Below are 16,011 nucleotides of genomic sequence, written 5' to 3' on the forward strand. Positions count from 1 at the left end.
TGGGCAGATGCCGCCTCTCCCCCTGCGTATCGATTCCTCGAGCTCCGTCGCGCCGTTCGAGCAGTTGCGGTCGGGAGTGATCGCGGCGATCGCGGCGGGCACTCTGGCACCCGGCGAGCGACTCCCCACGGTCCGCGCGCTCGCCGAACGCCTCGATATCGCGCCCGGCACGGCCGCTCGGGCGTATCGGGAGCTCGAGGGCACCGGGGTGATCGAGACCCGTGGCCGGGCCGGTACGTTCGTCAGCCTGGCCGCCGACCCGGCCCTCCGGCAGGCGCAGGCGGCCGCCGCGGATTTCGTCGCCCGCATCCGCCTGCTGGGACTCACCGACGACGACGCCCGCGAGCTGCTGGCCGCGGCCCTGCACGCCACGCGCGACTGAACGCCGACCGCGACCGCGGGCCGTCCGCGCCGCGTGCCGTCCGCGTCAGCGCGTGAGCGCGCGGTCGATCAGGTCCACGACGTTCTCGGCACCGCGCCGGATGCCGACGGATGCGGCGGCGCTCCGCATCCGCTCGATCCGGGTCTCATCGGCGAGCAGCGGCAGAATCTCCGCGCGCACGCGATCGGGGGTGAAGTCCGCGTCGGGGATGATGATGGCCGCTCCGGCGGCGACGGCGGACGCGGCGTTCAACCGCTGCTCCCCGTTGCCCACCGCGTACGGCACGTACACCGCCGGGATGCCCAGGGCGCTGATCTCGCTCACGGTCGCGGCCCCGGAGCGGGACACGATGACGTCCGCCAGCGCGAAGGCGAGATCCATCCGGTCGACGTAACGCCGGAGCGCGTATCCGGGGACCCCGGGATCGGTCAGGTCCGACCGCTCCCCCGTGATGTGGATGAGCTGCCATCCGGCCGCCCGCACGTCACCCCACGAGCCCGCGAGAGCCGTGTTGAGCCGGAGCGCGCCGAGGGAGCCCCCGAACACCAGAAGCGTCGGCTTCTCGGCGTCGAGCCCGAAGAATTCCGCGGCCTCCGCGCGAAGAGCGTCGCGATCGAGATCGACGATCTCTCCGCGAAGCGGCATTCCGACGACCTCGCCGCGACGGAGCGGCGTTCCGGCGAACGCGACGCCGACCGCCGCGGCCCGACGGGCGCCGAGCACGTTCGCGAGTCCGGGCTTGGCGTTCGCCTCGTGCACGACGAACGGCACCCGCTCGCGACCGGCGGCGATGTAGGCCGGAGCCGACGCGTACCCGCCGAACCCGACGATCACGTCGACGTGACGCTCCCGGATGTGGGCGCGCACCTGCGCGATCGCTCGACGGAACTGGCCCGGAAAGCTCGCAGCGGCACGGTTCGGGCGACGCGGGAAGGGCACTTTGTCGACGAAGAGCAACTCGTAGCCGCGGGCCGGCACGAGTCGCGCTTCGAGCCCCTCACGCGTGCCCAGCACCAGAACGTCCGCGTCGGGCTCGCGGGCGCGGAGCGCATCGGCCACCGCGAGCAGCGGGTTGACGTGGCCGGCGGTTCCCCCGCCGGCGAGAAGATAGGTCGTCACCGGGTGATTCTGCCACGCACCGGAGCGGCGGCAGCGACGGGGCCCGGTCTCGGCAGGGTGCGCGCGAACGACAGGAGCACACCGCATCCGATCAACACCGACATGAGCGAGGTGCCCCCCTGCGACATGAACGGCAGCGGCACACCGAACACGGGGAGGAGGCGCAGGACGACGCCGACGTTCATGAGCGCCTGTCCGACGATCCAGATCGAGATCGCGCCCGCCGTGATGCGGACGAAGGGGTCGTTGGTCTTGCGGACGATGTGGAACGCGCCGACCGCGAAGAGCCCGAACAGGAGCAGCACGACGATGCAGCCGATGAGGCCGAGCTCTTCGCCCACGATCGCGAAGATGTAGTCGTTGGCGGCGGCGGGCAGCCAGCTGTACTTCTCTTTCGAGTTGCCGAGGCCCAGCCCGAAGATCCCGCCGCCGGCGAGACCCCAGATGCCGTGCAACGGCTGGTAGCAGTCGCCGTAGTAGTCGGCCAGGCAGTCCTCGTTGATGAAGCTCATGAAGCGCCGCATCCGGTCGGGACTGTTGATCGCGAAGTAGGCCACCGCACCGACCGCCAGGAGGACGGGGAGCAGGAAGACGCGGAGCTTCACACCGGAGAAGAACAGCGCGGCGAGCATGATGAGCACGAGGATCATCGCCGTGCCGAGGTCGTGGCCGGCCATCACGGTCGCGATCACCGCGATGCCCACCGGCACGGCGGGGATGAAGACGTGCCGCCAGTCGGCGAGCAGGGTCTTCTTGCGGTACAGCACGTAGCCGAGCCAGAGCGCGAGGGTGACCTTCAGGAATTCGGACGGCTGAGCCTGCAGCCCCGCGATACGGATCCAGTTCTGGTTTCCGTCGTTCTCCACGCCCAGCGGCGTGAAGACGAGCATCTGGAACAGGATCGCGAGGATCAGCGCGGGCCAGGCGATGCGCTTCCAGAACGTGAGCGGCATGCGCGAGGCCAGGAACATCAGCGGGATGCCGATCATCGCGAAGACGCCCTGTTTGAGTACCGCGTCGTAGGGGCCGCCGCCGGCATCCTCCGCGGTCGCCGACGTGGCGGAGAGGATCATCACGAGCCCGAACCCGGTGAGCAGCAGCGCCGTCGAGGCGATCAGCAGGAACTCGCTCGGCACTGGCGCGAACACACGGCCGAGCGAGACGCGTGCCGCGAGCCCGCGGCGAGAGCCGGGCTCAGGCTCCGGCGGGACCGGTCTGGTCCTCGTCGTGTCGACCACCCGCATCCCTTCCGATCCGTCGCTGCACCGCCTGCGCGAAGAGCCGGCCGCGGTCGGCGTAGGAGGCGAACTGATCGAAGGATGCGGCGGCGGGGGCGAGCAGAACCACGTCCCCGTCACGTGCGATCCCGATCGCCAGTTCGACGACCTGCGCCATGACGTCCTCAGTCTGCGTGGCATCGACTTCGAACACGGGCACCTCGGACGCGTGTCGCGAGAACGCCGCGAGGATCTCGCCACGCTCCGCTCCGATCACGATCGCCGCCTTCGCGCGGCTGCCGCGTCCGGCGACGAGCGCGCCGATGTCGACGCCTTTCAACAGGCCGCCCACGACCCAGATCGCCCCCGGATACGCCGCGAGCGAGGAGTCCGCGGCGTGCGGGTTCGTGGCCTTCGAGTCATCGACCCAGGTGATCCCCTCGGCGACCGCGACGACCTCGATGCGATGCGGGTCGAGACGGAACTCCGCCAGAGCGCGGCGGATGTCGACGGGCGACACCCCGAGCGAACGGGCGAGAGCGGATGCCGCCAGGATGTTCGCGACGACGTGCGGGGCGCCGAGCCCGCGATCGCGGAGGTCGGTGAGCGTCGTGAGCTCCAGGGCGCTCGTGTGGCGGTCGTCCAGGAACGCGCGATCGACGAGGATGCCGTCGACGAGTCCCAGATCGCTCGGCCCGGGCACACCGAGATCGAACCCAATCGCCCGCGCACCCTCGATCACATCCGCATCCTCGACCATCACGCGGGTCGCGTCATCGGCCTTGTTGTAGACGCACGCGACCCGGGTGTGCTGATAGACGACGGCTTTGGCGTCGCGGTAGGCCAGGGCCGAGCCGTGCCATTCGTAGTGGTCCTCCGCGAGGTTCAGGCACACGCTCGCGTGCGGCGACAGTGGCTGGGGGCCGGTCTGCAGCGAGAGGTACCAGAGCTGGTGGCTGGAGAGTTCGACGACCAGCACGTCGAATCCCGCCGGGTCGCGGATGGCGTCGAGCACAGGCACACCGATGTTCCCCACGGGTGCCGCACGCAGGCCACCGGCGACGAGCATGGTCGCCGTGAGGCTCGTCGTCGTGGTCTTTCCGTTCGTACCGGTGATCAGCACCCAGTCGGCCGGCGTGCCGTCCGGCCGCAGGACCTTATCGCGCACGCGCCAGGCGAGTTCGATATCGCCCCAGAGCGCGACCCCGGCATCCTGCGCCCACCGGATCACCGGATGCGACGGAGCGAAACCCGGTGACGCGATGACGAGCTCGGGGCGGTGCGCGAGGATCTCCGCCGGCACCGTGTCGAGCGCTCCCGTCCACAGGCTCGCACCGATGACCGGCAGGAGCCGCGCGTATTCCTCGTCGGCGCGCTCGCTGACCACGAGCACGTCGGCGCCGAGCTCGGCGAGCGTGTCGGCGACCGAGAAGCCGGTCACCGAGAGGCCGAGCACGACCACCCGGAGCCCGGCCCAGTCCGCGTGCCAGCTCGTCAGCGCGTCGAGGCGCTCGGCACTCATGAGCGCACGAGCCATTCGACGTAGAAGAGCCCGACGCCGGTGAGGGCGAGCAGCCCAGCGATGATCCACATCCGCACGACAATCGTGATCTCGGGCCAACCGCGCATCTCGAGGTGGTGATGGAGCGGACTCATCAGGAACAACCGCTTGCCTCGGGTCAGCTTGAAGTAGAAGCGCTGCAGGATCACCGAACCGGAGGCGACGACGTAGACACCCGCGATGACGGCGAGCAGCACCTCGGTGCGCGTCAGGATCGCGAGCGCGGCGATGACGCCGCCGATCGACATCGACCCGACGTCGCCCATGAAGACCTTCGCCTTCGGCGCGTTCCACCACAGGAAACCGACGAGCGCGCCGATGAACGAGGCCGCGATGATCGCCAGGTCGAACGGGTCGCGCGTCTGGTAGCAGGCATCCTGCAGGCCGCGCTCGATCGCTTCGAGGTCGCAGGGCTGTTTGAACTGCCAGAACGAGATCAGGGCCTGGGCGCTGATCACGAAGATCGCCGCGCCTCCGGCGAGGCCGTCGAGGCCGTCCGAGACGTTCACGGAGTTCGAGGTCGCGACGCCGAGGAACGCGATCCAGGCCAGGTAGAGAATCCATCCGACGACGACGCCGAGAGCCATGAACGAGAGCACCGGGATGTCGCGGAACAGTGAAACGTACGGACTCGCCGGCGTCTGCTGAGCAGCGTTCGGGAAGTTCAGCGCGACGATCCCGAACGGCACCACGACGAGCACCTGCCCGACGATCTTCCGCCAGCCGCTCAGACCGAGGCTGTTCTGACGGCGCACCTTCATGTAGTCGTCGATGAACCCGACCAGGCCGAAGCCGATCATCATCCAGATGACGAGGAGCCCCGAGATGGTGGGCGGGCTGCCTCCGGCGTACGTCCCGATGAAGTAACCGACGAGGGTACCGACGATGAAGATGACGCCGCCCATCGTGGGCGTTCCGCGCTTCGCACCGTGATTGGGGTTGCGGACGTCATCGGGGGTGCGGATGACCTGACCCCATCCCCACTTGCGGAAGAGCCGCAGGATGACGGGGGTCAGGAACAGGGTGAAGGCGAGCGAGATCGCCGCCGCGGTGAGGAGTGATCTCATGCGTACAGCTCTCCCAACCGGTCGCCCAGGAACCGGAGGCCGGCCGAGTTGGAAGACTTCACCAGTACCCGGTCACCGTCCCGCAGCTCGCCGCGCAGGTACTCGAACGCCTGGTCGGCATCGGGGAAGAAGACGGCCTCGTCGCTCCAGGAACCTTCGGAGATGGCCGAGATGTACATGCGACGGGCGTCCTGACCGATCACCACGATGCGCGGAATGCGCAGCCGCACGGCCAGCTCGCCGATCCGGTCGTGCTCGTCGCCCGCGTACTCGCCGAGTTCGCTCATCGCGCCGAGGACGGCCACCATCCGCTCGCTCGGGCCGGTGATCTGGGCGAGGGTGCGAAGCGCCGCCGTCATAGAGTCGGGGCTGGCGTTGTACGCGTCGTTGATGATGCGGATGCGGTCCGACCCGAGGGGCTGCATCCGCCACCGCTCGGCGATCTCCACCGTCTCGAGCCGGGCCACGCAGTCCGCAATCGACACTCCGAGCGTCGTCGCCGCAGCGACCGCCGCCAGGGCGTTCATCACGTGGTGCGCCCCGAGGACGCGCAGCGACACGGGCAGCGACTCTTCGCCGACGGTGAGGACGAAACGGGTTCCGGATGCCGACACCTCGACGTCGCTGGCCCGCACGTCGGCGTCGGCGCCGAGGCCGAACCAGCGAACGGAAGCCCCGTGCTCGGCCGCGATCGGTGCCATGGCGGCCACGCGGGGGTCATCCGCGTTCAGCACGGCCAGCCCGCCCGGACGGAGCGCTTTCACGAGCTCGGACTTCGCGTGGAAGGTTCCCTCGATCCCGCCGAAACCGCCCGCGTGGGCCATCCCGACCATCAGGACGACGCCGAGGTCGGGCTCGACGAGACCGGCGAGCTGCGCGATCGCACCCGGGGCGCTGGCCCCGAATTCGCTGACGAGGAACCGCGTCTCGGTCGTGACGCGCAGCATCGTGAGCGGCGCACCCACTTCGTTGTTGAACGACGCGCGGGGCGCGACGGTCTCCCCCTCGTCCTCCAGGATCCGGGCGAGAAGGTTCTTCGTGGTCGTCTTGCCGTTCGAGCCGGTGATGCCGACGATCCGAAGATCGCCGCCGGCACGTACCTGCGCGACGACGTCGCGGGCAAGATCGGCCAGAGCCGTCACCGCGTGCGGCACGACGATCTGCGTGATCTGCTCGTCGACGGGCCGCTCGACGATCGCGAGAGCCGCGCCCGCGGAGCGGGCGGTGCCGACGAACACGTGTCCGTCGGTCACGTCGCCCGGCTTCGCGACGAAGATGTCGCCCGGACCGATCTGCCGGGAGTCGGTGTCGACCGATCCGGTGACGAGGGTCTCGGGTGTGTCGGTGCCGGCGAGGCGGAGTTCGCCGCCGAGCACGTGCGTGATGTGGGAAAGAGTGAGTGCGATCATGTCTGGTGCGGGCGCGTGGCCGGTCAGCCGGTCTTCGGCAGCAGCACGGGCTGCGAGTCGGAGGGCATCACCCGGTAGGTCTTGAGGACCTGGGTCATCGCCTGCTGGAAGGCGGCCGCGTTGGCCGCTGACGACCTTACCGCAGTGGGCTGATCGAGGGTGACGGCGACGATGTACTGGGGGTCGTCGATGGGCGCCATTCCGATCATCGTCGTGAAGTACACGCCGTTCTTGTAGGCGCCGTTCTCCGAGATCTCGCCGGTACCGGTCTTGATCCCGAGGCGGTAGCCGTTGATCGCGATCGCTCGCGCGTTACCGCCCTGGACGGCGACGTTCTCGAGCATCTCGCGCACCTGCTGGGCCGTCGACGCGCTAACGACCTGCGTGGAGGCGCCCGAATCCGGTGTCTCGACCGTGCCGTCGGCGTGCGTGCAGGACTGCACGAGCGAGAGCGGCACCTTCACGCCGTCGTTGGCGATCGCCTGGTACGCGCCCATGAGCTGCGGGAGCGTCGTCGCGACGCCCTGTCCGAACGAGGTGTTGTAGAACGTCTGGTCGTCCCAGTCGGACACCGGCCGGAGCTCGCCGTCGGCCTCCCCCGGGAAGCCCACGCCGCTCACCTGACCGATGCCGAAGCGCTGCAGATAGTCGTAGCGCGTCTCGACCGGAACCTTCTCGGCGAACTTCGAGATGCCGACGTTCGACGAGTCGATGAGCACGCCCGCGAGCGTGTAGTTCGTCGGCCCGTGCGAGATCGCGTCCGTCACGCGTGCGCCGTTCGGGAAGGTCTCGCGTCCGGATGCGGTGACCGTGCTCGTCGGCGTCGCCGCTCCCGTGTCGATCGCGGTCGCCGCGGTCAGCGCCTTGAACGTCGAACCGGGCTCGAACTCGCCGCGGAAGATGCGGCTGCTGCGGTCGGCCTCCGGGGTGGCGGAAACGTTGTTGGGGTCGACGGTCGGATACTCGGCGGCCGCCTTGATCTTGCCCGTCTTGGCCTCGACGACCATGATCTGGCCGTGCTGCGCGCTCTGGTTCTGCGTCTGCTCGGCGATCAGCTGCTGCAGGTACCACTGCAGGTCGCGGTCGATGGTGAGCGAGAGCGTGCCGCCGTCGACGGCCGGGGTGATCTGCTCGGTGCCCGGGATGACGACGCCGTCCTTGCCGCGCTGGTAGATGCGTTCGCCGTTCGTGGACGTCAGGCACTGATTCTGGGAGCTTTCCAGCCCCTCCAGCGGCTCACCGCCGCTGCCGACGAAGCCCACGAGGTTGCCGGCGACGGCACCGTCCGGGTAGGTCCGCGCGGGATGCTGCTTCATGTAGAGGTACGGGATTTCGAGGTCTGCCAGCGCGCGGTACTTCTCGGTGGACAGCCCCTTCGTGAGTTCGGCGTACTGCGAGTCGGGGTTCACCGCGAGGGCATCCGCGACGATCTTCTGCACGTCTTCCGGCGTCTGCCCGGTGATTGCACCGATCTCGGCGGCGAGCGTCGGCCAGTCCACCTCGACCTTGGCGCCCGTCGCGTCCGTCCGTGTGATCGGACCGACGTTGCTCGGGTCGAGTTCGGCGTCGTACTGCAGGATGCTGCCGGCCAACGTCTGCCCGTTCGTATCGACGATCGACCCGCGCGTGCCGTACAGCGTGGTCGATGCGCCGATGCCCATCGCGAGCGAGTCGTCGACGTGCTCGCGGGCGTTCACCACCTGGATGTCGACCAGCCGGACGACGAAGACGACGAGCACCGCCAGAACCACCGCGAGAGCGACGACGGTGCGGCGGCGAGGGCTTCGAGTGCTTCGCGTCGTCATGGTCTCAGTGTGTCGTGGGGGTGGGCAGTCCGTCGGTCAGCGCCGGGGGTGTCGCCGGATCGGTCGCGGTCGGGTCGGTCGTCGCCGGATCGACGGCGGGCGCCTGCACACCGTCGATCGTGGCGTCCGGGGCGGTCACGAGTGGCGTCTGCGCGATCAGGGCGTTGGCGACCGCGCCGCGACCGAGAGCATCGATCGACGACGTGTAGACGGATGCCTGCTGGCTGCCGAGCACGGCTCCATCGCTCAGCCGCAGGTAGCTCGGCGACTCGTTGATGACCATGCCGAGCGCCGTCGCATTGGCCGCGAGGTACTGCGGAGAGCTGAGACCTGCGACCTCGTCGTACAGGATCTGCTTCTGCCAGGTGAGCTCCCGCTGCTGCTGGGTGAGCGCGGAGAGTTCGAACGAGCTCTGCGTGGACAGCACGGAGAAGAGCATCTGTGCGCCCGCGATCGCGATCGCGCCGGCGACCGCGAGGATGCCGTAGGCCAGACGCGGGCGGCGCCGGCGCACCGGCTGCTCGAGCGGCCGGAGGCCGCGACCGGGGTCGCGCTGTCCGGTCTCCTCCTCGAACGGGATCGCGGAGACGAAGTCCACGGGTGCGGCGGCGACGCTCATACGATCTCCCTGATGCGTTCGGCCGCGCGCAGGCGCACGGGGATGGCGCGCGGGTTGCGCGCGCGTTCGGCGTCGTCCGCGAGTTCGGCGCCCTTGACGAGGAGCCGGAAGCGGGGCGCGTGCTCGGGCAGCTCGACGGGCAGGCCCGCGGGCGAGGTGGATGCGGAGGCGCGGGCGAGTTCGCGCTTGACGAAGCGGTCCTCGAGCGACTGGTACGAGAGCACGACCATGCGACCGCCGACCGCGAGCACGTCGAGCGCCGCCGGGATCGCCCGGTCGAGGGAGGCGAGTTCGCTGTTCACTTCGATGCGGAGCGCCTGGAAGACGCGCTTGGCGGGGTGGCCGGCGTTCTTCAGCGCGGCGGGCGTGGCCGCATCCAGAATCTGCACGAGTCGTCCGGATCGCTCGATGGGCGCCTCGTCGCGCGCCGCGAGGATCGCGCGGGCGTACCGTCCGGAGAGCTTCTCTTCGCCGTAGCGCTCGAAGATGCGGCGCAGCGCGCCCTCGGAGTAGGTGGCGAGCACGTCGGCCGCGGTCGTTCCGCTGCTCTGGTCCATCCGCATGTCGAGCGGTGCGTCCTTGGCGTAGGCGAACCCGCGATCGGCCTCGTCGAGCTGCAGCGAGGACACGCCGAGGTCGAAGAGGATGCCGTCGACGCGCGGCACACCGGCCCCGACGACCGCGTCCGCGATGCCGTCGTAGACCGTGTGGACGAAGGTGGTCCGATCGGCGTAGGGCGCCAGGCGCTTCTCCGCGATGCGAAGCGCGTCCGTGTCGCGGTCGAGGCCGATCACGTGGAGTTCGGGGAATCGCTCGAGGAACGCTTCGCTGTGTCCGCCCATGCCGAGGGTCGCATCGACGAAGACGGCGCCGGGCGCACGGAGGGCCGGAGCGAGGAGCTCGACGGTGCGCTCGAGCATGACCGGGGTGTGAATGTCGCGGAGAGTCATGATGAGGGGCCGGATCCCTCGGCCCTGATCCCCATCCGCTCGCCTACCTGACACGGGGGAAGTGCGTCAGGGCGGGGGCGGCTGGGAGTCAGGACCGAGGGGCTCAGAAGAGTCCCGGGATCACCTCCTGCTCCAGTTCGGAGTAGGCGGATTCGTTGGTCTCGGTGTAGGAGTTCCACGCGTCGGCGTTCCAGATCTCGGCGTGCGCGCCGACACCCGTGAGGACGAGCTCGCGGTCGAGTCCGGCGTAGGCGCGAAGCGCCGGCGGGATCGTCACGCGGTTCTGGCCGTCGGGCTTCTCGGCGCTCGCGCCGGAGAGGAACATGCGCAGGAAGTCGCGGGCCTGCTTGTTGCTGAGCGGGGCCTCGCGGATGCGCTCGTGCACCCGTTCGAACTCGGCCTCGCTGAAGACGTAGAGGCAGCGGTCCTGACCGCGGGTGATCACGACGCCGGCTCCGAGGTCGTCGCGGAACTTGGCCGGGAGGATGACGCGACCTTTGTCGTCGAGCTTGGGGGTGTGAGTTCCCAGCAGCATGTGCGCATTCCCCCCTCCTTCGTCCGGCCCACGTGTGAGGTGATCACCACTTTACTCCACTTTCCTCCACTTCACTACTCATTCGTTGGCCGATCTGGGCGGATCCTCCCCGCGCACGCAAAAAAGCGCCGCCCCGAGGGGGCGGCGCTTTCATAAGCGGTGTGTGCGGGTCAGCGGCCTTCTTGGCGGCGGTCCCAGCGATCGTTCATGCGATCCATGAAGGAGGCATTCGTCCGAGCTTTCGGCGTTCCGGTCGCGGGGGCGGCGGACGCCGGGGCACGCAGGGATCGCGTCGGGGTGACGGCGAGGATGACTCCACCGAGCATCAGGACGAACCCGACGACTCCGACGACGATGAGCTGAGTGGACAGGCCGACGATCAAACCACCGAGTCCCGCGAGCACGAGGATCGTGCCGTAGACGATGTTTCGGTAACTGAGCGAGCGACCGTCCTGAGGAGCGCTGACGACGTCGGCGTCGTTGCTCATGAGATGGCGTTCCATCTCATCGAGCAGGCGCTGCTCTTGTTCGGAGAGAGGCATTCATCCCCCTTGGGTGACGGTTATGCCGAAGTCTACGCGTCGGCGCTCTGACTAGGCTAGGCCCGTGTCGAGGATGTCAGATGCGATCGAGGCGGTTTCCCAGCGTCTGGACAACTTCTTCGTATCCCAATCGCGGGATACGACGGAGATGGGTTCGGATGCGGGCGATTTCGTCACCGCTACCGCAGGAGCAGTACAGGGCGGAAAACGCCTCCGCGCGCGTTTCTGCCTGACCGGATGGCGCGCCGTCGCCGAGGCTCGATCGCGCGATGTCGAGATCCCCGAGAGCGTGATCGCCGCCGCGGCATCCCTCGAGGTCTTCCACGCCGCCGCGCTCGTGCACGACGACCTCATCGACAACTCCGACACCCGCCGCGGACGCCCCGCGGCGCACCGGGCGTTCGAGGCGCACCACCGCGGCCGGCAGTGGGCCGGCGACGCCGAGTCCTTCGGGCGCTCGTCGGCGATCCTCGCCGGCGACCTGCTCGTCGCGTGGAGCGATGACCTGTTCGAGGCGGGGCTGCGGGGGTCATCGCCGGAGGCGGCGGCATCCGCCCGCACCGAGTACGCGCGGATGCGGCGCGACGTCACGGTCGGGCAGTTCCTCGACATCGCCGAAGAATCCGCGTACTTCACCGAGGGTGACGAGCGGCACGCGGAACGAGCGCTCCGCGTCGCCTCGCTCAAGTCGGCGCGCTACAGCGTCGAGCAGCCGTTGCGCATCGGCGCGGCGCTGGCGGGGGCGGACGAGGGACAGCTGTCGACTCTGAGCGCCTTCGGGCATCCGGTCGGGATGGCCTTCCAGCTGCGCGATGACGTGCTGGGGGTGTTCGGCGATGAGGCCGAAACCGGGAAGCCGTCGGGCGACGACTTGCGCGAGGGCAAGCGCACCGTGCTCGTCGCGTACGCCCGCGAGGCATTGCCCGCGGGCACCCGCGCCGTTCTCGACGAGCTCATCGGAGATCCCGCGCTCGAGGTCGCGCAGATCGAGGCGCTGCAGCGCACGATCATCGACAGCGGTGCCCTCGAACGAGTCGAGCAGTTGATCGCGGATTTCGCCCGTCAGGCCGACCGTGCGCTGTCGGGCGCACCTCTCGGCAACGCCGCGGTGGGCGAACTCCGCGACCTCGCGCGCGCGGCCACGGCCCGATCGGCCTGACCGCCCGCGCGGTGACGCAGGGCCGTCACCGTTCCGGACGGGTCAGAGGGTGCGCGCGACCCGGCGCACTTCGCTCTTCCGGCCCTGCAGCAACGACGTGATCGGCGCCTGTCCGATCGCCTCGTCGTGCTCGAGCAGCCAGTCGATCGCCTCGTCGTCGGTGAGACCGGCATCCCGGATCGCGATGATGGTTCCGCGCAGCGAGCTCAGCGGCACTCCGTCGACGAGGAAGATGGCCGGAACCTGGAACGGGCCGTTGCGACGCGAGCCGATCAGGTACGCCTCGTCGATGTACCTCCGGACGCGACTGAGCGATTCGCCGGTCGCCTCCACGAGGTCGGGCATGGCTAACCAGTCGGTGGGGATTCGGGTGTCGTTGTCGCCGGTCACCCCTCAACTATCTCACCCGCTGCTGCGCTTCCCCACGCGGCAGCGGATCCGCAACGACACGCGCGGGCATGGCACCGCGGATGACAGTTTTCTCATCTGTCACATCCTTCACATCCGTTGACACCGTTATCGACCGATGTCAGGGTGGCCGAACCCCCGGAAGGACGATCCACCATAAGGAGGACGCCCATGTCTTCGCACGCCCTCGTACGCCCCCGCACCGCCGCGCTTGGCCTCTCCGCCCTCGCCGGCGGTGTGGCTCTGGCCCTGCACCCCGCGATCGGTCATGCTGCCGAACCGCGGACGCTCGCCTCACACGACGCACGCCCGCTTCCCACCGCGCTGCCCGCATCCGTCGCTCCCCCGGCGACCCACACGGTCGTCTCCGGCGACACCGTGAGCGGCGTCGCCGGCCGATACGGACTACGCACGGCCGATGTGCTGGCCTGGAGCGGCCTGGGGTGGGACTCGGTGCTCCACCCGGGCGATCTCCTGCAGCTGCAGGCCCCCGTCTCTGCGCCAGCTCCGGCGCCGCCGTCCGCGACGGCCGCGCACACCGTGCAGGCCGGTGACACGATCAGCGGCATCGCGGCACGGAACGGAACAACGGCGCAGGCCGTGCTCGCCGCGAACGGTCTCACCTGGGACTCGATCATCTACCCCGGGCAGACCATCGCCCTCCCGACCGCGGCGGCGCCGTCCGCACCCGCCGCAGCCGCCGCCCCCGCACCCGCTGCCGCCGCTCCGGTTCTCGAGTTGGACGCCGAGCAGATCGCCAACGCGCAGCTCATCATCCGGATCGGTCGGGAACTCGGGGTGTCCGACCGGGGCATCGTCATCGCGCTGGGCACGGCGATGCAGGAGTCCTGGCTCCGCAACCTCGACTGGGGCGACCGCGACTCGGAGGGACTGTTCCAGCAGCGACCGGCGAGCGGATGGGGCACGGCCGACCAGGTCCGCGATCCCGACCGGGCGACGCGCGCCTTCTTCGGTGGCGCGGGAGATCCGAACGGAACGCTCACGCGGGGGCTGCTCGACATTCCCGGCTGGGAGTCGATGTCGTACGCGGATGCGGCGCAGTCGGTGCAGATCTCCGCCTACCCCGACCGCTACGCGCAGTGGGAGCAGCCGGCGACCACCTGGCTGAGCGTTCTCGGCTGAGCCGGGAATTCCCCGCGTTGGGGGCGAGCCGCTGCCCGGGCTCACAGTCCCGCATCCGTAGACTCTGAGCGTGAACACGGGCCAGCGCGCGGATCCGCTGATCGGCCGTTTGGTCGACGGCCGCTACCGCGTGCGCGCGCGGATCGCCCGCGGCGGCATGGCCACCGTGTACGTGGCGACCGATATGCGGCTCGAGCGACGTGTGGCGCTGAAGGTCATGCACGGCCATCTGAGCGACGACACGGTCTTCCAGAGCCGGTTCATCCAGGAAGCACGCGCCGCGGCGCGCCTCGCGGACCCGCACGTGGTCAACGTGTTCGACCAGGGACAGGACCACGACATGGCCTACATGGTCATGGAGTACCTGCCCGGCATCACGCTCCGCGACCTCATGAAGGAACATCGACGTCTGTCGATCCCGCAGACGATCACGATCATGGACGCGATCCTGTCGGGCCTCGCCGCCGCCCACCGCGCGGGCATCGTGCATCGCGACGTCAAGCCGGAGAACGTCCTGCTCGCCGAAGACGGCCGCATCAAGATCGGCGACTTCGGCCTGGCCCGCGCGACGACCGCGAACACCGCGAGCGGCCAGATGCTGCTGGGCACGATCGCGTATCTCGCGCCCGAGCTCGTCACCCGCGGCAGCGCGGATGCGCGCAGCGACATCTACGCGCTCGGCATCATGCTCTACGAGATGCTCACCGGCGAGCAGCCGTACAAGGGCGAGCAGCCGATGCAGATCGCCTATCAGCACGCGACGGATTCCGTGCCCCGGCCGAGCGCGAAGAACCCGGGTGTGCCCGAGCAACTCGACGAGCTCGTCCTGTGGGCGACCGAACGCTCCCCCGATGCCCGTCCGGTCGACGCCGACGAGATGCTGCGACGCCTACGCGACATCGAGCGAGAGCTCGGCGTCGCACCGCAGGTCGCGCGGACGCTCGCCGTCGGCACGGCTGTCGCCGAAGAGGGCTACGACTCGGGTGAGCTCACCCGGGCCATGCCGGCCTCGCTGACCGGGCCGACGGCCGTCGCCGACGACACCGACAACGCAACGCTCCTGCGACGCCGCGCGCGTCGGCGAACGGCAAAGGGCGGGTGGCTCTTCACCCTCGTCATCCTGCTCGCCGCGATCGCGGGCGGAACCGGATGGTGGTTCGGCTCGGGTCCGGGCTCTCTCGTCGCAGTTCCGGCGGTGGAGGGCCTGAGCTACGAGGATGCCAGCGCCGCCCTCCTCTCGGAGACACTGATCGCCGAACGGGGCGAGGAGTACAGCCTCAGCGTCCAAACCGGTCTCGTCATCCGCACGGAACCCGGGAGCGGCGATCGGCTGGACAAGGACTCGACCGTCCGCGTGATCGTGTCGATCGGTCCTCAGCCGCACGACCTCGGCCCGCTGACCGGCACCACCCTCGACGCGGCGACCGCCACCCTGCAGCAGGCGAAGGTGACCGTGTCCGACCCGGCGTATGTCTTCACCGGCGCGGCCGACGGCACGGTGGTCTCGGCATCCGTCGCCCGGCCCTCCGGCGAAGCCGTCGACTGCACCAACGGCTGCACCGTCTACGAGGGCGACACGGCCTCGCTGCTCGTGTCCCGCGGCTCCGTGCCGGATGTGTCGGGCCTCAAGGTGCAGGACGCGGTGCGAACCCTCGAGGGGGTCGATCTCGTCGTCTCCGCCGACCGGCAGTCGCAGTTCTCGAACGACGTCGACAAGGGCAACGTCATCGGCATCGCCGGACGCGACGGCGGGGGCGACTGGCGCCCGGGCGACACCGTGACCCTCATCGTCTCCGAAGGCCCGGAGCTCTTCCGCGTTCCGGATGTCGAGGGCCTCACGCGCGACGAAGCGAAGAGCACGCTCTCCGCCGCCGGCTTCAGCGCCGACTATCTCTCGACCTGGGACCTCTTCCCGAACGGCTCGACCGAGGTCGAGGCCCAGGACCCGGGCGCGGGAGCGATGGTCGAACGCGGCACGCGGATCTCGCTCCGCTTCAACGTCTCCGGCTGACACCTGGCCACCCCTCTGTGGTTTGGGGCACGATTCTGCGTTTGGGGCGCGATTATCCCGCCCCAAACGACATTTCGTGCCCCG

At 69.5% G+C, this 16,011-nt stretch carries 15 protein-coding genes; 4 read left to right on the forward strand and 11 right to left on the reverse strand.

The annotated features are described in order from the left end of the window. Positions 1-7 precede the first annotated feature (7 nt). Complete coding sequence (locus LMI96_RS04755; RefSeq protein ID WP_223721459.1) at positions 8-382, forward strand: GntR family transcriptional regulator; 375 nt, start codon at positions 8-10, stop codon at positions 380-382. A 45-nt stretch (positions 383-427) separates the two neighbouring features. Here the strand turns inward: LMI96_RS04755 and LMI96_RS04760 are convergent, their stop codons facing one another. The 10 genes from LMI96_RS04760 to LMI96_RS04805 all read right to left on the reverse strand — a co-directional run bounded on the left by LMI96_RS04760 (position 428) and on the right by LMI96_RS04805 (position 11,206). After that, the gene (locus LMI96_RS04760) at positions 428-1,501 is read right to left on the reverse strand and encodes a glycosyltransferase (RefSeq protein ID WP_228360649.1); all 1,074 of its coding nucleotides are present in this window, start codon (positions 1,499-1,501) and stop codon (positions 428-430) included. Then, positions 1,498-2,745: a putative lipid II flippase FtsW gene (gene ftsW, locus LMI96_RS04765; RefSeq protein WP_223721461.1), complete on the reverse strand. Its 1,248-nt coding sequence runs from the start codon at positions 2,743-2,745 to the stop codon at positions 1,498-1,500. Before ftsW ends, LMI96_RS04760 begins: the two co-directional genes overlap by 4 nt. Beyond that, positions 2,696-4,240 (reverse strand): UDP-N-acetylmuramoyl-L-alanine--D-glutamate ligase, encoded by a 1,545-nt coding sequence (murD, locus tag LMI96_RS04770; RefSeq protein WP_228360650.1) that lies wholly within the window; start codon positions 4,238-4,240, stop codon positions 2,696-2,698. The genes ftsW and murD overlap by 50 nt, the downstream gene beginning before the upstream one ends. Further along, complete coding sequence (gene mraY / locus LMI96_RS04775) at positions 4,237-5,346, reverse strand: phospho-N-acetylmuramoyl-pentapeptide-transferase (protein ID WP_223721463.1); 1,110 nt, start codon at positions 5,344-5,346, stop codon at positions 4,237-4,239. Before mraY ends, murD begins: the two co-directional genes overlap by 4 nt. Further along, positions 5,343-6,755 carry a UDP-N-acetylmuramoyl-tripeptide--D-alanyl-D-alanine ligase gene (gene murF / locus LMI96_RS04780; protein WP_228360651.1) on the reverse strand — a complete coding sequence of 471 codons (1,413 nt, stop codon included), beginning with the start codon at positions 6,753-6,755 and terminating at the stop codon, positions 5,343-5,345. The genes mraY and murF overlap by 4 nt, the downstream gene beginning before the upstream one ends. A gap of 23 nt (positions 6,756-6,778) precedes the next feature. Further along, positions 6,779-8,560, reverse strand: coding sequence for a penicillin-binding protein 2 (locus tag LMI96_RS04785; RefSeq protein WP_228360652.1), 1,782 nt, complete (start codon positions 8,558-8,560; stop codon positions 6,779-6,781). A gap of 4 nt (positions 8,561-8,564) precedes the next feature. Next, a complete protein-coding gene (locus LMI96_RS04790) occupies positions 8,565-9,179 on the reverse strand; it encodes a hypothetical protein (RefSeq protein WP_223721466.1) in 615 nt (204 codons plus the stop codon). Further along, a complete protein-coding gene (gene rsmH / locus LMI96_RS04795) occupies positions 9,176-10,129 on the reverse strand; it encodes a 16S rRNA (cytosine(1402)-N(4))-methyltransferase RsmH (protein ID WP_228360653.1) in 954 nt (317 codons plus the stop codon). Before rsmH ends, LMI96_RS04790 begins: the two co-directional genes overlap by 4 nt. 103 nt (positions 10,130-10,232) lie before the next feature. After that, positions 10,233-10,664 carry a division/cell wall cluster transcriptional repressor MraZ gene (gene mraZ / locus LMI96_RS04800; protein ID WP_228360654.1) on the reverse strand — a complete coding sequence of 144 codons (432 nt, stop codon included), beginning with the start codon at positions 10,662-10,664 and terminating at the stop codon, positions 10,233-10,235. 170 nt (positions 10,665-10,834) lie between these two features. Next, on the reverse strand, positions 10,835-11,206 hold the full coding sequence (locus LMI96_RS04805; RefSeq protein ID WP_228360655.1) for a DUF3040 domain-containing protein: 372 nt from the start codon (positions 11,204-11,206) through the stop codon (positions 10,835-10,837). A 64-nt stretch (positions 11,207-11,270) separates the two neighbouring features. Here LMI96_RS04805 and LMI96_RS04810 point away from each other — a divergent pair, with 64 nt between their 5' ends. Next, a complete protein-coding gene (locus tag LMI96_RS04810) occupies positions 11,271-12,365 on the forward strand; it encodes a polyprenyl synthetase family protein (protein ID WP_374197907.1) in 1,095 nt (364 codons plus the stop codon). 42 nt (positions 12,366-12,407) lie between these two features. Here LMI96_RS04810 and LMI96_RS04815 read toward each other — a convergent pair whose 3' ends face one another. Then, positions 12,408-12,755, reverse strand: coding sequence for an Rv2175c family DNA-binding protein (locus LMI96_RS04815; RefSeq protein WP_374197459.1), 348 nt, complete (start codon positions 12,753-12,755; stop codon positions 12,408-12,410). Positions 12,756-12,944: 189 nt separating this feature from the next. Here LMI96_RS04815 and LMI96_RS04820 point away from each other — a divergent pair, with 189 nt between their 5' ends. Beyond that, positions 12,945-13,916 carry a LysM peptidoglycan-binding domain-containing protein gene (locus LMI96_RS04820; protein WP_228360656.1) on the forward strand — a complete coding sequence of 324 codons (972 nt, stop codon included), beginning with the start codon at positions 12,945-12,947 and terminating at the stop codon, positions 13,914-13,916. Between the two features lie 70 nt (positions 13,917-13,986). Then, complete coding sequence (gene pknB, locus LMI96_RS04825) at positions 13,987-15,927, forward strand: Stk1 family PASTA domain-containing Ser/Thr kinase (protein WP_223721471.1); 1,941 nt, start codon at positions 13,987-13,989, stop codon at positions 15,925-15,927. Positions 15,928-16,011: the final 84 nt, after the last annotated feature.

The sequence above is a fragment of the Microbacterium sp. cx-59 genome, assembly GCF_020805625.1.
Lineage (GTDB): Bacteria > Actinomycetota > Actinomycetes > Actinomycetales > Microbacteriaceae > Microbacterium.

Coding starts and splice junctions, on each gene's coding strand:
- mraZ (WP_228360654.1), bottom strand. CDS start 10,664: ATGCTGCTGGGAACTCACACCCCCAAGCTCGACGACAAAGGTCGCGTC.
- murF (WP_228360651.1), bottom strand. CDS start 6,755: ATGATCGCACTCACTCTTTCCCACATCACGCACGTGCTCGGCGGCGAA.
- rsmH (WP_228360653.1), bottom strand. CDS start 10,129: ATGACTCTCCGCGACATTCACACCCCGGTCATGCTCGAGCGCACCGTC.
- LMI96_RS04805 (WP_228360655.1), bottom strand. CDS start 11,206: ATGCCTCTCTCCGAACAAGAGCAGCGCCTGCTCGATGAGATGGAACGC.
- murD (WP_228360650.1), bottom strand. CDS start 4,240: ATGAGTGCCGAGCGCCTCGACGCGCTGACGAGCTGGCACGCGGACTGG.
- LMI96_RS04785 (WP_228360652.1), bottom strand. CDS start 8,560: ATGACGACGCGAAGCACTCGAAGCCCTCGCCGCCGCACCGTCGTCGCT.
- LMI96_RS04820 (WP_228360656.1), top strand. CDS start 12,945: ATGTCTTCGCACGCCCTCGTACGCCCCCGCACCGCCGCGCTTGGCCTC.
- LMI96_RS04755 (WP_223721459.1), top strand. CDS start 8: ATGCCGCCTCTCCCCCTGCGTATCGATTCCTCGAGCTCCGTCGCGCCG.
- ftsW (WP_223721461.1), bottom strand. CDS start 2,745: ATGCGGGTGGTCGACACGACGAGGACCAGACCGGTCCCGCCGGAGCCT.
- LMI96_RS04790 (WP_223721466.1), bottom strand. CDS start 9,179: ATGAGCGTCGCCGCCGCACCCGTGGACTTCGTCTCCGCGATCCCGTTC.
- mraY (WP_223721463.1), bottom strand. CDS start 5,346: ATGAGATCACTCCTCACCGCGGCGGCGATCTCGCTCGCCTTCACCCTG.